The organism is Rathayibacter sp. Leaf185, assembly GCF_001423885.1.
In the GTDB taxonomy this organism is placed as follows: Bacteria; Actinomycetota; Actinomycetes; order Actinomycetales; family Microbacteriaceae; genus Rathayibacter.
The window spans coordinates 345,274-359,053 of the sequence record NZ_LMPP01000002.1 but is presented as its reverse complement, the minus strand read 5'-3'; the positions used below and the strand labels follow the sequence as shown (position 1 = coordinate 359,053).

Genomic DNA, 13,780 nt, shown 5'->3' with positions numbered 1-13,780 from the left:
CGCTGTCAGCGACCGCGGGGCGGAGGGGTTCGGGGGCTGGAGCGGCCGGGCGGCGGGGGCGGTGTGCTGCCGCCGCCGGGGCGGGGTGGGGGCGGGGAGCTCGGCCGGCCGGGAGCGCCTCCTGAGCGTGGCGGCGGGGTGCCGGGGCGCGGGGGCGAGACCGGCCGGGAGGGGACGCTGCTGCGCGCGGGGGCGCCGTCGCGCGGTGCGGCGGGTCTCGGCGGGTCCTGGGCCTCGGGGCGCTTCGCCGCCCGCTCGCGGCGGAGGGCGTCGACGGTGACCCAGGCGGGGGCGCCGGAGTCGCGGAGCAGGTCGTCGAGGCGGCGGTCGTACTGCCCCTCGTCGTCGCGGTCGACGCGGTGGTAGAGCACGGCGGTCGCGCGGACCGGCTCCTCGCTGCGCGGCCGGTCGAGCTCCTGCTCCGGGACGACGATCGCCCAGAAGGCGTCGAGCGGGAGGGAGGTGAAGGCGACTCCGCCGTCGGCGAGCGGCCGGCCCGCCGAGGTGCTGCGGGTGCCCGTGCGGGAGGCGATGACGACTCCGTTCGCGGGCGGGCCCACCCGGTAGCTCGGCGCCTTGAGCGGCCACCACGGCACGTGCGCGCGCAGGCGCCCCAGCTCGGGATCGGCGAGCTCGCGCACGCCGGTCTCGCTGCGGAGGTAGCGGAAGCGCTCGTCGAGGCGCGTCGCGGTCGGCGCGGCGCGGACGCCCTCGGGCGTGATCTCGACCGGGATCGTGCCGCGCTGGAACGAGCCCACCATCGCGATCCGCGTGTTGCGGCGGTTGAAGAGCCACAGCAGCAGAAGCGGGAGGAGCACCCCGAGCAGGAGCAGCACCAGCGAGACGAGACCGATCGCGGCCGCGTTCACCGGGAAGGTCGAGGGGAACGACAGCGCGATCGTCTGCGGCGCGCTGCTGCCGGCGGCGGTGCGGATGTCGAGCGGGAGGGTCGCGGTGACGGAGGAGTCGGCGGCCACGGGGTTCTCGGCGGTGACCGCGAGGGTGGCGGAGGCACCCTGCGCGACGGTGATGCAGGCACTGGGCGCGAGGGCCGCACCCGAGGCGTCGGTGAAGGTCCACGCCCAGCTGTCGGCGCGGTCGGCGTTGTCGCTCGTGACGGTGGGCGGGTCCGTCAGGCAGACCTGGCCGTCGCCGCCGGCGGTCGGCCCCTGGATCGCGAGGGTCCCCTCCGCGCGGCCCTCGGCGCCGGCGAGCTCGGAGAGCACGACGGGCGACGAGACGCTCGGGAACGCGGCGGGCAGCACCGTGGTGACGGTCTGCTGAGTGGTGACCGGCGCGAGCGCGACCTGGTGCGCCGCGGTGATCAGCGGGTCGACGGAGGCGGTCACGAGGATCTCGGAGGCCGTCACGTCGGCGGGCAGCGGCAGGGTGATGACTCCGGTCGCCGCGTCGATGCGGGCGTCGGGCAGCGCCGTCGTGATGCCGTCGGCGGTGGCGGTCGCGGTGAAGGCGGCCTGACCGTAGACGGAGAGGTCGACCGGGGAGCCGTCGGCGTGCTCGACGCGGGCGGTGAGGCTGGCCGCGAGCGAGCCGTCGTCGGCGCGCTCGACCTGGTTGGCGTCGTCGAAGACGATCCGGAGGTCGGAGAAGGAGAAGACGCTGTCGGCGCCGGTCAGGGTCCACTGGCCCTGCAGCTCGGGGCGGTCGACGGTGAGCTGCACGAGCTGGGCGCCGGACGAGCCGCTCACCTGCAGCTCGGGCGACGTCGCCGACAGGATTCCGAGGCCGGAGCTCGCGGGCGGCGTGAGAGTCCAGGCGGGATCGGTGACCACAGCCTGGATGCGCGAGATCCCTGCGTCGATCCAGAAGGTGCCGTCGGCCGCGAGGGCCTGCTGCGCCCCGCCGGCGATGCGGGCGCCGAGCTCGAGGAACACCGAGGCGAGGGCGGTGGGATCGGAGGCGTCGACCACGGCGCCGCGGACGGAGCCCTCGGGGGCCGTCGCGGGTCCGCACGTGGCGGTGCCGCCTCCGTAAGCCCCGCTGCCCTCGACCAGCGGCCACATCACGCGGGCCTCCTCGCGCTGATCGCCGTCGGCGAGGAGGGTGCCGATCACGACGACTCCGGCCTGGCGGAGAGCGGCGAGGACGCCGAAGCCACTGGGCTCGGCGCCGTCGGGGTCGATGCGGGCGCCGCAGAGGGCGTTGGTCGCGTCGGCGGTCGCCTGAGAGGAGCCGAGGTCGATCTCGCCGTCGGTCAGCCAGACGACGAGCTGGCAGGCCGAGCCGGCGCTCGGCTGGCTCTGCAGCGCCGACTGCACACCCTGCAGGCCGGCCAGCCAGTTGGTGCCGCCGCCCGGGGTCTTGGCGCGGATGGTGTCGGCGAGCGCGGCCGGGCTGTCGCCCGTCCACTGCTGCCAGTCGACGGCGGGCTCGAAGGCGCGGCTGAAGAAGGCGGCGCCCCAGTTGACGGTGAGGTCGTCGCGCAGGCCACCGAGCTCGGCCAGGCTGCCCGCGAGGATGTCGGCGCGGGCGACATCGGGGTCGGAGCCGCGATCGTCGTCGCCCCCGGTGTTCAGCGATCCGGAGTTGTCGACGAGGTAGTAGACGTTGAGGACGTCGGAGGAGGAGAGGCAGGTGCGGAGGTCCTCGATGGCGCCGCGGCCGATGTCGGTGAGCGAGGCGGAGGAGGGTGCGGTGGTCTGCGCCTGCGCCGCGGCTCCGAAGCCCAGCACGAGCAGGAGCGCGGTGACGACCACCGCGAGCGCCCGCCGGATCACAGGCCGAGCCACTCGGACACCGGGACGCTGATGTTGAGGATGTGCCAGGCACCGAGGAGCAGCGCGGCTCCCGAGAGCCACAGCAGCCAGCGCGTCAGCCGCGGGTCGGGGGCGAAGTGCCGGGCGTCGCGGAGGCTGTTCGCTCGCTGGGAGGAGAGGTCCCACCCGGCCGCGAGGAACACGAGCAGCGGAGTCAGCAGGTAGCCGACGACGCTCATCCACACCGCGCCGCCGCGCACGAGCGGCAGCGGGACGCCGAGGACCCGCACCGGTGCGGCGGCCGTCGAGGCGGCCAGGATCGCCAGCGCCAGGCTCACCACAAGACCCGCCACGCCCAGCCAGAGAGGCAGGGGGCTGGCGGTCCGGCGGGCGGCGAGGGCCCGGTTGCGCACGGTCGACACCGCTCCACCCTCCGCTGTCGCAGCTGAACGCTCCCTGTTGGGGGCGGCTGCCCCAGTATGCAGAACCCTCCGCGACGGGCCAAACCCCCGGAGTGGGAGTCCCCGCCTCTGGAGCAGCGCGCCCGCGGTGATCGACGCACGGCGCTCAGCCGGCCAGCAGTCCGTCTCGGACGACGGCGGCGAGTGCGAGGCGCCGGCGGACGTGCTGCTCCTCGGGCTCCTCGGACGACGCGACCGCGGTGATCGAGCTCTGCGCCCAGGTCGCGGCCGTGGCGATCAGGATCGACCAGACGTCCTGCGGCTCGAGATCACGACGCACCCTGCCCGCCTTCTGCGCGTCGGAGATGCGGGCGACGTGCGCCGCATCGTGCGCCTCGTGGCCGGCGAAGAGATAGCCGGTCTCGATGCGCTCGAGCCGCTTCCACATCACGAGGCGCAGCAGGGCCGGATCGGCGAGGTAGTCGTTGTAGAGCCGGACCGCGTAGCCCGGCAGGTCCTCGACGTCGAAGGGCACCCGGTCGCTGTTCGCCACGACGTGCGTCTCGAAGACCGCATCGAAGAGCCCCTCTTTCGAGGAGAAGTACGTGTAGATCATCGGCTTGCTCATGCCCGAGCGCTGCGCCACCCGGTCGACCCGTGCTCCGGCGATGCCGTGGCGCGCGAACTCCTCGGTGGCGGCGGCGAGGATCCGCAGGCGGGTGTCACGGGCGTCGGTCATGAGGTCGAGCCTAGCCACCTACCGACTAGTAGGTAGACTCGGGCCATGGACACGATCGCCCTCCTCTCCCCGCGCCCCGGCTCCCCCCTCGCCCCCACCGCCGTCCGTCGTCGCCCCCTCCGACCCGACGATGTCGAGATCCGGGTGACGCACTGCGGCGTCTGCCACACGGATCTGCACGCGCTCGACTCGACCGACGACGCAGGATTCCCCCTCGTGCCCGGCCACGAGTTCGTCGGCGAGGTCGTCGCGATCGGCGACGCCGTGACGGATCTGCGCGCGGGCGACGCGGTCGCCGTGGGCAACATCGTCGACTCCTGCGGCACGTGCCGCCTCTGCAGGGCGGGGCAGGAGAACTTCTGCGAGGAGTTCCCCACCCTCACCTACGGCGGCCGCGACCGCCTCGACGGGTCGCCCACCCTCGGCGCCTTCGCCACGACGTACGTGGCCCGCGAGCGATTCGTCTACCGGCGCCCCGAGTCGCTCGACCCCGCGGCCGTCGCCCCGCTGATGTGCGCCGGGGTCACGGTCTGGGAACCCCTCCGTGCCGCCGGAGTGGGGGCCGGCACCCGACTCGGAGTGGTCGGCCTCGGTGGCCTCGGCCACCTCGCCGTCCGGCTCGGGCGCGCCCTCGGCGCCGAGGTCACCGTGATCACGACCTCGCCGGCCAAGTCCGACGATGCGCGTGAGCTGGGCGCCTCCCGTGTCGTCGTGTCGAGCACGGAGGAGCAGATGCGCGCGGCGCGCGGGACGCTCGACGTGATCCTCGACACCGTCGCGGTCGAGCACGCCCTCGCTCCGCTCCTCGGCCTCCTCGACCTCGACGGAACGCTCTACTCGCTCGGCCACCTCGGTCCGATCGCGATCGAGACGATGGACCTCCTCGTCGGGCGCAAGCGCCTCTCGTCGGGGGGCAGCGCGGGACGACGCTCGACGCAGGAGCTCCTCGACTTCTGCGGCGAGCACGGGATCGTCGCCGACGTCGAGGTCGTCGGGGCCGACGACATCGAGGACGCCCTGGCGCGACTGCGCCGGAACGACGTCCGCTACCGCTTCGTCCTCGACACAGCGACCCTGGGCGCAGCGATCTAGCGGCGCACCGCCTGGTTGACTGGGCGGATGGAGTTCATCGTCGCCCTCGTCGGCCTGCTCGGCGGCCTGCTCGTCGCGATCGCGGCGGTCGTCGTCGTAGTGGTCGGGCGGCGGCGCGCGACGCCCGCCTCGCTGATCGACGTCGAGGTGCGCCTCTCGCACGCGGGCGACGACTGGTGGCGGGTGTCGGCGACCGTGCGCAACCTCGGCCGGTTCGACCTCGACCCCTCGGCCTTCGTCGACGGGCGTCCGATCTCGATCACGCTCGGCGGTGCGCAGGCGGCCGAGTGGTACGGCACCGATCACCGGGTCGCCGAGTGGTCCCTCGCCTCCGAGGACACGCTGCTGCTCGCCCCCTGCTCGCTCCCCCGGACGGTCGGGGTCGGCGCGACGGTGGTCGTCCGCGGCCGACCCGAGGTGCGGATCGATGCGCCGCTGCGCTACATCCCCGTGCGCGAGAACGTCGTCGAGACGCAGGGAGCGGGTCCCGGCCCGAGTGCGGCGGCCTCCGCCCGCCCTCCCGCCCCGCACCGCGTGGTCGATGCGCCGCTCGAGCCCCGGCCCGAGCAGGAGAGTGTCGTGCGCGGCGGCTTCGGGATGTTCGCGGCGATGGGCGCCGGAGTGCTCGGAGCCGTCCTCGTGGCCGTCGGCCTGGTCCTCTCTCTGGCCGGCTCCGGGGTCACGGGGATCGGCGAGGCGGGCATCGTCCTCATCGGCACCGCTCTGGTCGGGCTGGTCGGGACGCTGACCCTCCGCCTCTTCCGGCGCGCGTTCGAGCCTCCCGCCCTCTGGCGCACACCGCGTCAGCGACTGATGCGGCCGGGGACGATCATCGTGCTCGTCCTCACGTACACCGGTCTCGCGCTGTTCTGCCTCGAGTTCCTGATCCAGGGCGTCGCGGGTGAGACCACCTGGGTCGCCGGTCTCGGCGTGGTGCTGCTGTTCGCGGCGCTGGTCGGCACGGGCCTGGTCGGCTTCCTCCGCCTGGTCGTGCTGATCGGCGTGCGCCGGGCGTCGAGGGCCTGAGCTCAGCCGCGGGGCGGCGCGGTCGACTCGCGCAGGACCAGCGTCGTCGCGAGCTCGATGCGGTGCGAGATCGGGGCGATGCCGTCGTGCATCCGCAGCAGGGTGTCCACGGCGAGGCGCCCGATGTCGTGCATCGGGGTCCGCACGGTCGAGAGCAGGGGCGCGGTGGGCAGCGCGGAGAAGGTGTCGTCGTACCCCATCACGCTGACGTCCCCGGGGACGGTGAGCCCGGCACCGATCACCGCGCGGATCGAGTGCAGACCGTCTCCGTCGTTCGTGGCGACGATCGCGGTGGGCGGGTCGGCGAGGGCGAGCATCCCGGGGACGATGCGCTCCGCGCTCGCCATGCCGTGCTCCGACACCAGGGCCGGATCCTCGGTGATGCCGGCCGCGGCGAGCGCCTCTCGATAGCCGCCGTAGCGGGCGCGCAGACCCGGGTTGCGGGCGTCGCCGCCGACGAAGGCGATCCGGCGGTGCCCGAGCGAGACGAGGTGCTCGGTCGACTGCTGCCCGCCGACCCAGTGGTTCGAACCGATGCTGACGACGGAGGGGTCGAGCGGATTCGGCGCGTCGACCGCGACGAGCGGGAGCGACGCCTCCGCGCACGCCGCGACGAGGCGGGCGTCGATGGCGGTCGTGACGGCGAGGATGCCGAGGTGCCCCTTCGCGGCGACCGAGCGGACGAAGGCCCGGTCGAACCGCAGCCCCTCCTCCGCGGAGTCGCTCGGCGCGAGGACGCCGGTCGTGACGTCGACGTGTTCGTGCTGGGCGCCTCCGACGATGCCCTCGAGCACGCGCAGCGAGTAGAGGCTGAGCAGCGTGTCGAAGACGACGGTGATGCCGCCGCCGAGACGCGACGCCCGGGGCGTGGGCGTGTAGCCCAGGTCGCGCAGAGCCTGCTCGACCCGCGCGCGGGTGGTCGGCGAGGCGCCGGGGCGGCCGTTGAGGACCTTCGAGGCCGTGGCCTTCGAGACTCCCGCCCGCGCGGCGACCGCGTCGAGGGTGACGCGCGTATCGGGAGTGCGGGCCACGGGGGCCTTTCGGTCGGGGGTGTTCCTCGACACTATCCGAAACTGTTTCCCCTGGTCCCGATTCGCTCGCCGCTGCGGCGCACGCGAACCCGGCCGAGGTGGGGCTCACCGCTCGACGAGCACCGCCTCGGCCCACTCGTCGTCGCCCTCCTGCGCCTCGTCGGCCGCGGGTGCCGAGGGCGTCCGCAGCGCGACGGCGACGACGATCAGCGCCGACGTGAGGACGAGTGCCGCCGTGAGCAGAGGCGGCGAGACGGAGTAGAGCGCCTGCCGCACGATCAGCTCGGGCGGCGGCTGGGGGTCGCTGCCCTGCCACTGATCGGGCAGGAGCAGGATGATCGCGGGGACGGCCAGGACGGCCGCCCAGAGCACGACGGCGAGCAGGATCGCCGCCGCCCACCAGAGGCGCGGGTGCGTCACCGCCGCACCGCCCGCACGAGCGGGACGAGGACCGAGAAGCACAGGGCGACGAGCCCGACCGTGAGGCACGGCCCCGTCAGGGTGTTCGTGAGCTCGCGGAGGTACTGCTCGACGCCGAACGTGTTCTGGATCGGAGAGGAGGAGTACCAGCTCTGCGCGCTCCGCCACAGGGTGAGGAGGCCGACTGCGATCAGGACGGTGCCGACCGCGGCCAGCGTCAACGAGACGCGGCGGGTGGCGAACAGCGCGGCCGTCGGTGCAGGTCCGGGCACCGGCGGGACGTCGGGGTCGACCGGCGTTCCGGCGAGCAGTGGTCGCGCCTGGTCGGCGAGGGGCGACGGCGTCTGATCGGCGACGAACGACAGCGCCGCGAAGGGCGACTCCCGCTCGGGACGTGCCTCCGGAGGCTGCGGGACGACGGGCTCCGCGACCGATCGGGCCGCCCCGCCGCCGTCACGTCGTGGCCGCCGGAACCGCTCCTCGGCCCGCGTGAGCCGCTCGGGCTCGGGGCCGTCGTAGCCGCGCTGATAGGCCGCGTGGTACCGCGGATCCGTCTCGGTGCTCTCGGCCATGCCGCCCCCGCTTCGTGCGCTCGAGTCCCCATCCTGGCGCACGTCTTCGTGCGGTGGCGCGTTCGATCCGTCACGAACGGCTGCCTCCGCTGACCCGACACAGCCGTTCTCGACCAGTCAGCCGGCGGAGGCGACCCGAGCCCGCGAGGGCAGGCTCGCGATGCCCGCACCCACGAGCAGCGCGGCGATCATCACGGCGGTCAGGGCGCCCCAGCCGCCGACGCCGATGACGAGCCCGAGCAGCCAGCCGCCCACTCCTGAACCCGCGTAGAAGGCGATCGTGTAGACGGCGCCCGCGTGGCCGCGCAGCTCGGAGGGGGCTCGCGCGCCGGTCCACGCCGCTCCGGTCGCATGCACCGCGAAGAAGCCGGCCGAGAACACGACCAGCCCGGCGATCACGACGGCGACGACGTCGGCCAGCATCACGACGAGGCCGATGATCATCGCGGCGATCCCGATCCGCATCATGGTGCGCGGCCCGAGTCGTGGCGCCCACACGCCGGCGACGCGGGACGAGACGGTGCCCGCGAGGTAGGTGACGAAGAGGAGCGAGACGAGCGCCGGCGGCAGCGCGAACGGCGCCGCCTCGAGCCGGAACGCGAGGTAGTTGTACACCGCGACGAACACGCCGACGACGAAGAACGTCTGCAGCGCGATCGCGACGAGAACCGGATCGCGGAGGACCCGGCCGGTCTTCATCCGCCAGCCCGACGCCTCCGGAACCTGCCGCGCGCCCCCGCGCGGTGCGAGCAGCACGAACGCGAGGGCCGCCGCCGCGCACACCAGCGTCACGACCAGCAGCGCCGCACGCCAGCCGACGACGGAGGCGAGCGGCCCGGCGATCAGGCGCCCCGCGGCGCCGCCCAGCGTCGTCCCCGAGACATAGGCGGCCGAGGCCGCGGTGGCCGCCGCGCCTCCCACCCGGTCGTGGATGGCCGCCACGGCGAGCGCCGGCACCGCTCCGAGCGCCGCCCCGCCGAGGAACCGCAGCACCAGCAGCGCCTCGAACGACGGCGCGACGCAGGCGAGCAGCGCGAGGACGACCGAGGAGAGCACGGCGATCCGCATCGACTCGAGCCGCCCGATCCGCTCGGCGATCGACGCCCACGGCAGCACCATCAGCGCGAGGCCGAGCGTGGCGGCCGAGACCGTGAGGGCGGCGTCGGAGGGGGTCAGCCGCCACTCGCGCGCCAGCTGCGGCAGCACGCTCTGCACGGCGTAGAGCTCGGCGAACGTGGCGAGGCCCGCGGCGAGCAGAGCGATGATCAGGCGGCGCTGGGAGGCGGGCGGAGCCTCCGTCGAGCGCTCGCGGAGGGTCATGACACGAGGCTAGGCCTGCACCTCAGCGCATGACCAATGCCGGTTTCCACTCGACCCATACGCTGAGAGCATGAGTGACGACGCCGAATGGCCCGCGATCCTGCGCCTCCTGCCCGTCCTCGTCGCCGTGGGGCAGACGGGGAGCGTGACCGCCGCGGCCGCCGAGCTCGGCGTACCTCAGCCGACCGCCAGCCGCTCGGTCGCCCGCCTCACCGAGCTCGTCGGCACCCCGCTCACGCGGCGGGAGGGCCGCGGAGTCGTCCTCACCGAGGCGGGCACGCGTCTCGCGGATGCCGCACAGGACGGCATGGCGCTGATCCGGGCCGGTCTCGCGGAGGTGCGCCAGGCGGGCGACCTCGAGAACGGACGGATCTCGATCGCCTTCCAGACGCTGCTCGGCGAGAGCTACGTGCCCGATGTGATCCGCCGGTTCCGCCGGCGCTGGCCCCGTGTCGGCTTCGGGCTGCGCCACGGCTCGCGCGCGCTCTGCCTCCGGGCGGTCGCTGACGGGGAGGCGGAGCTCGCGATCATCGCCGACCCGCCGACCCTCCCGGGCACCACCACGACCACCCTCTACACGGAGCCCCTGCTGGCGGTCGTGCACCGTCGGCATCCGCTCGCCACCCGCCGCTCGGTGACGGTGGAGGACCTGCGCGGGCTCGACCTGATCATGCTCTCGCCGGGCTACGGGCTGCACGAGTCGGCCCGCCGCCTGCTGGCGATCGACGGCCGTGACCCCGTGCCCGCCTTCGAGGTCGGCGACTACCGCGCCGCGCGGGGCCTCGCCGCCGCGGGGCTGGGGATCACGATCCTCCCGCCGAGCCCCTCCTCCATCGACGACGGCGTGCGCGAGATCCCGATCGACGACCCGCGCGCGAGCCGTGAGATCGGCGTGCTGGTGCGCTCGAGTCCGAATCCGGTGGTGCCGGAGTTCGTGCGAGCGCTGCGGGCGGCGGCCGGCGCTCGGGGCCGCGTCGTCGACTGACGCGAAACGACGGATCGCGCCTCTGATGTCAAGTGCGGGACACGGAGGCCGTCCGTACAGGAAGCTTCGAGAGGATCCACGCACACACTCCCCCGCCGCACCCCCACGCCTCGAGAACGGCACGGCCATGATCCTGCTCCGCACCCACTCCAACCGCTGGATCGCGCGCGCCCGCCGCGCCGGCGTGGCGCTCGGCCTGATCACCTTCGCCGCCGATCTGGCGCGGCCGGTCTACAAGACCGTGCGACTCGACGTCGAGAGCGGCGAGCGCGTGCTGCTGCGCGACTCCGACTCGCTGGAGGAGGCGTTCGCGGTGCTGATCGCGGGCGTCGAGCGGGCACGCCTCGCCGCCGAGCTCGTGCCGCTGGACGAGCCGACCGACCCCCTCGAGGACGACCCGCTCGAGGACGAGATCGCCGCCTGACGCCTCGCCCCTCCGCGAGTCTCGCCCCGGACACCTCCCCGCGAGATGCCTCTTCGGTACGCGACACGCCGACGCGGAAGTACTGAAGTGGCATCTCGCGGAGTCGATCACGGGAGTCGGCGTCAGGGCGTGCGGAGGCCCCCGGTCGCGTCAGCGGCGTCCTCGCGAGACGGGTGCTCCGGCTCCTCGCGCGACAGCCGCTCCGCCTCCTCGCCGCCGACGGCCTCGCCGCGGGCGACCATGCCGGCCTGGTCCGACAGCGGGATCTGCCTGAGGAAGATCGCGAGCACCAGCGCGATCAGGATGAACGGGATCAGGTACCAGAAGACCGGCGCGAGCGACTCCGCATAGGCGGCGACGACTCCGTCCTGCACCGACTGCGGCAGGGTCGCGAGGGTCTGCGGGTCGAGCGTGGCGGCCGCGGCGGAGGCGTCACCCGAGCCCGCGAACACGGCCGTCAGCTTCTCGGTCAGCGAGTTGGTGAAGATCGTGCCGAAGATCGCGACGCCCAGCGCCGCTCCCACCTCGCGGAAGTAGTTGTTCGAGCTGGTCGCCGTGCCGATCTGCTCGGCGGGAACCGCGTTCTGCACGACGAGTACGACGACCTGCATGATCAGGCCTAGCCCTGCGCCGAAGAAGAAGAGGTAGACGCAGATCAGCCAGATCGGAGTGTCGGCCGCGAGCGTCGTCATCGCCGTCATCGCGAGCGCGGTGAGGATCGTGCCGATGATCGGGTAGAGCTTGTACTTGCCGGTGCGGGTGATCAGGATGCCGGAGGCGATCGAGGTGCCCATCAGACCCGCCATCATCGGCAGCATCAGGAGCCCCGAGACGGCGGCGGAGGTGCCCGATGCCATCTGCAGGAACGTGGGGATGAAGGCGATCGCCGAGAACATGCCGAGGCCGAGCGTGAGGCCGATGGCCGTCGCGTTCACGAAGATCGGGTTGCGGAACAGGCTCAGCGGGATGATCGGATCCTCGGCCCGCGACTCCACGCGGATGAACCCCGCGACGGCGAGCACGAAGCCGGCACCGAAGAGCCAGGTGAGGGAGTCGCCCCAGCCGTGAGCGGCGTCGCCGCCGAAGTCGGTGAAGAAGATGAGGAGCGTCGTCGCGGCCGAGAGCAGGACGACTCCGGGGATGTCGATCCTCTTCTGCGCCTTCTTGCTCGGCAGGGTCAGCGCGAACCAGGCGATCGCGAAGGCCGCGATGCCGACCGGGATGTTGATGTAGAACGCCCACTGCCAGGTCAGGTGGTCGACGAACAGGCCTCCGAGCAGCGGCCCCGCGATGGCCGAGAGGCCGAAGACGGCGCCGATCGGGCCGAGGTACTTGCCGCGCTGGTTGGCCGGCACGATGTCGGCGATGATCGCCTGCGAGAGGATCATCAGCCCGCCGCCGCCGAGACCCTGCAGGGCGCGGAACACGACGAAGCTCCAGAAGTCGCCCGCGAACGCGCAGCCGACGGAGGCGATCGTGAACAGGGCGATCGCGACCAGGAACAGGTTGCGCCGGCCGAGCACGTCGCCGAACTTGCCGTAGATCGGCATGACGATGGTGGTCGCGAGCAGGTAGGCGGTCGTGATCCAGGCCTGGTGCTCGACTCCGCCGAGCTGGCCGACGATGGTGGGCATCGCGGTCGAGACGATCGTCTGGTCGAGGCTCGAGAGCAGCATCCCGGCGATCAGCGCCGAGAAGATGATCCAGATCCTGCGCTGCGTGAGCAGCAGCGGCTTCGGGGCGGCGGTGGTGGTCATCGGTCCTTCTCGGGGTCGGGTGTGCTTGTCAGGAGTGTGCGGGCGAGATCGAGGCGGGCGCGCAGGAGCACCTCGAACGGCGGGCCGTCGGCGTGGGAGAGCGACTCCTCGACGGCGTGGCGGGCGAGGGTGCCGACGAGCTGCACGGCGAGGCGGAGGCGCGGGTCGTCGGGCGCGACGCCCTCCCGCTCGGCGGAGAAGCGCTCGAGCAGCCGGTCGCGGTCGCTGCCCGCCTGCATCAGCGCGGTGAAGAGCTTGGGTTCGCGCTCGAGCAGGGCGACGAGTTCGTGAGCGCCGTCGGGGGTGAGTCCGATGCCCTCGAAGTGCTCGACCGCGAGGTCGACCAGAGCATCGAGGAGCGTCGGCGACAGCGTGCCGGGATCGCCGCCTCCCGCGAGGAACCGCTCGAGCGCCTCCCCCTCGAGGCCCTCCTCGGGGCGGCCGAGGACGGCCTGCTCCTTCGTCGGGAAGTAGTTGAAGAAGGTGCGCCGAGAGACGCCGACGTCCTCGCAGAGCTCGTCGATCGTGAAGCCGCTGAGGCCGCGCTCGACGGCGAGCTCGCGGGCCCGTGCGCCGAGCTGGGCGCGCCGCTCCCGCATCCTCTGCGTTGCACTATCAGTCACGGAGTGCATTCTTGCACGAACTGCACCTTATTCGCGCCCCTGTGCCGCCATGGCGGCGCTCGTTCGCCGGATCAGGACGAATCGATCGGATGAAACCTTGAGAACAGAGAGGTTCGTCCGGTTTCAGCCTGCGGAGGTGCCAGCGGCTACACGCCGAGTCCGGGCGACCACGATGGCTCGGGTGAACGCGAGATCGATGTCCTCGTGCCGTCTCTCACTGCAGATTCGAGCGCACGGAGCACGGCGGGCGCGGGTTCGACAGCGCACCGGGCCTGGACCTCGCTCTGCGCGGAACGCTCGAGCTCGACGTGACGGTGGTCATGCTCGACGGGACACCGCTCGCGTTCTCCACGCGCGTCCCCGGGGTCGAGCGAGCGCTGATCGTCAGGCGCTCGCCTACGAGTCGCGGCGAGCAGCGAAGGATCTGCTCGACATCGTCAACCTGATGCTGATCAGGAACGCGCACAGCGCTGACGAGATCGGCGGATGGCGGATCGGCGGTGACGTCGGCACCGGGGCACGGGGCGACGCCGCCTCGGTGCTCCGCCGTATCGCTGGAGCACCAGGACTCCGACTGATGCTCCGCGAGACCGGCGCTCCGCCCGGCCCGTTCGGCTCGCTCCTGCGCAGCTACATCAGCGCGTACTGACCGGCTCCCTCGACGAGAGGCGGG

14 protein-coding genes are annotated in these 13,780 nt (G+C 73.1%); 5 read left to right on the top strand and 9 right to left on the bottom strand.

Going from position 1 to position 13,780, the window contains the following annotated elements:
• Positions 1-5: 5 nt before the first annotated feature.
• The 3 genes from ASG06_RS09005 to ASG06_RS08995 all read right to left on the bottom strand — a co-directional run bounded on the left by ASG06_RS09005 (position 6) and on the right by ASG06_RS08995 (position 3,857).
• The gene (locus ASG06_RS09005; RefSeq protein ID WP_056041240.1) at positions 6-2,738 is read right to left on the bottom strand and encodes a VWA domain-containing protein; all 2,733 of its coding nucleotides are present in this window, start codon (positions 2,736-2,738) and stop codon (positions 6-8) included.
• On the bottom strand, positions 2,735-3,139 hold the full coding sequence (locus tag ASG06_RS09000; protein ID WP_056041238.1) for a hypothetical protein: 405 nt from the start codon (positions 3,137-3,139) through the stop codon (positions 2,735-2,737). Before ASG06_RS09000 ends, ASG06_RS09005 begins: the two co-directional genes overlap by 4 nt.
• A gap of 145 nt (positions 3,140-3,284) precedes the next feature.
• Complete coding sequence (locus ASG06_RS08995; protein WP_056041236.1) at positions 3,285-3,857, bottom strand: TetR family transcriptional regulator; 573 nt, start codon at positions 3,855-3,857, stop codon at positions 3,285-3,287.
• Positions 3,858-3,902: 45 nt separating this feature from the next.
• Between ASG06_RS08995 and ASG06_RS08990 the strand changes: the two genes are divergently transcribed.
• Together ASG06_RS08990 and ASG06_RS08985 are read left to right on the top strand one after the other, a co-directional pair.
• A complete protein-coding gene (locus tag ASG06_RS08990; protein WP_056041234.1) occupies positions 3,903-4,949 on the top strand; it encodes an NAD(P)-dependent alcohol dehydrogenase in 1,047 nt (348 codons plus the stop codon).
• A gap of 27 nt (positions 4,950-4,976) precedes the next feature.
• Positions 4,977-5,975, top strand: a complete 999-nt coding sequence (locus ASG06_RS08985; protein ID WP_056041231.1) for a hypothetical protein — start codon at positions 4,977-4,979, stop codon at positions 5,973-5,975.
• 2 nt (positions 5,976-5,977) lie between these two features.
• Here ASG06_RS08985 and ASG06_RS08980 read toward each other — a convergent pair whose 3' ends face one another.
• The 4 genes from ASG06_RS08980 to ASG06_RS08965 form a co-directional block, all read right to left on the bottom strand.
• Complete coding sequence (locus ASG06_RS08980; RefSeq protein ID WP_056041228.1) at positions 5,978-7,006, bottom strand: LacI family DNA-binding transcriptional regulator; 1,029 nt, start codon at positions 7,004-7,006, stop codon at positions 5,978-5,980.
• A gap of 105 nt (positions 7,007-7,111) precedes the next feature.
• Complete coding sequence (locus tag ASG06_RS08975) at positions 7,112-7,426, bottom strand: hypothetical protein (RefSeq protein WP_056041226.1); 315 nt, start codon at positions 7,424-7,426, stop codon at positions 7,112-7,114.
• Positions 7,423-7,998: a hypothetical protein gene (locus ASG06_RS08970; protein WP_056041225.1), complete on the bottom strand. Its 576-nt coding sequence runs from the start codon at positions 7,996-7,998 to the stop codon at positions 7,423-7,425. Before ASG06_RS08970 ends, ASG06_RS08975 begins: the two co-directional genes overlap by 4 nt.
• A 117-nt stretch (positions 7,999-8,115) precedes the next feature.
• The gene (locus ASG06_RS08965) at positions 8,116-9,318 is read right to left on the bottom strand and encodes an MFS transporter (protein WP_056041223.1); all 1,203 of its coding nucleotides are present in this window, start codon (positions 9,316-9,318) and stop codon (positions 8,116-8,118) included.
• A 70-nt stretch (positions 9,319-9,388) separates the two neighbouring features.
• On the opposite strand from ASG06_RS08965, the gene ASG06_RS08960 reads away from it, so the two are divergent.
• Together ASG06_RS08960 and ASG06_RS08955 are read left to right on the top strand one after the other, a co-directional pair.
• Positions 9,389-10,303 carry a LysR family transcriptional regulator gene (locus ASG06_RS08960; RefSeq protein ID WP_056041222.1) on the top strand — a complete coding sequence of 305 codons (915 nt, stop codon included), beginning with the start codon at positions 9,389-9,391 and terminating at the stop codon, positions 10,301-10,303.
• 127 nt (positions 10,304-10,430) lie between these two features.
• Positions 10,431-10,727 carry a hypothetical protein gene (locus tag ASG06_RS08955; protein WP_056041220.1) on the top strand — a complete coding sequence of 99 codons (297 nt, stop codon included), beginning with the start codon at positions 10,431-10,433 and terminating at the stop codon, positions 10,725-10,727.
• Positions 10,728-10,849: 122 nt separating this feature from the next.
• Here ASG06_RS08955 and ASG06_RS08950 read toward each other — a convergent pair whose 3' ends face one another.
• Together ASG06_RS08950 and ASG06_RS08945 are read right to left on the bottom strand one after the other, a co-directional pair.
• Entirely contained in the window at positions 10,850-12,484 is a 1,635-nt protein-coding gene (locus ASG06_RS08950; protein ID WP_056041219.1) for an MDR family MFS transporter, read from the bottom strand.
• Positions 12,481-13,107 carry a TetR/AcrR family transcriptional regulator gene (locus ASG06_RS08945; protein ID WP_162239018.1) on the bottom strand — a complete coding sequence of 209 codons (627 nt, stop codon included), beginning with the start codon at positions 13,105-13,107 and terminating at the stop codon, positions 12,481-12,483. The genes ASG06_RS08950 and ASG06_RS08945 overlap by 4 nt, the downstream gene beginning before the upstream one ends.
• 445 nt (positions 13,108-13,552) lie before the next feature.
• On the opposite strand from ASG06_RS08945, the gene ASG06_RS08940 reads away from it, so the two are divergent.
• Complete coding sequence (locus ASG06_RS08940; RefSeq protein ID WP_056041214.1) at positions 13,553-13,756, top strand: hypothetical protein; 204 nt, start codon at positions 13,553-13,555, stop codon at positions 13,754-13,756.
• The last annotated feature ends 24 nt before the right edge of the window (positions 13,757-13,780 follow it).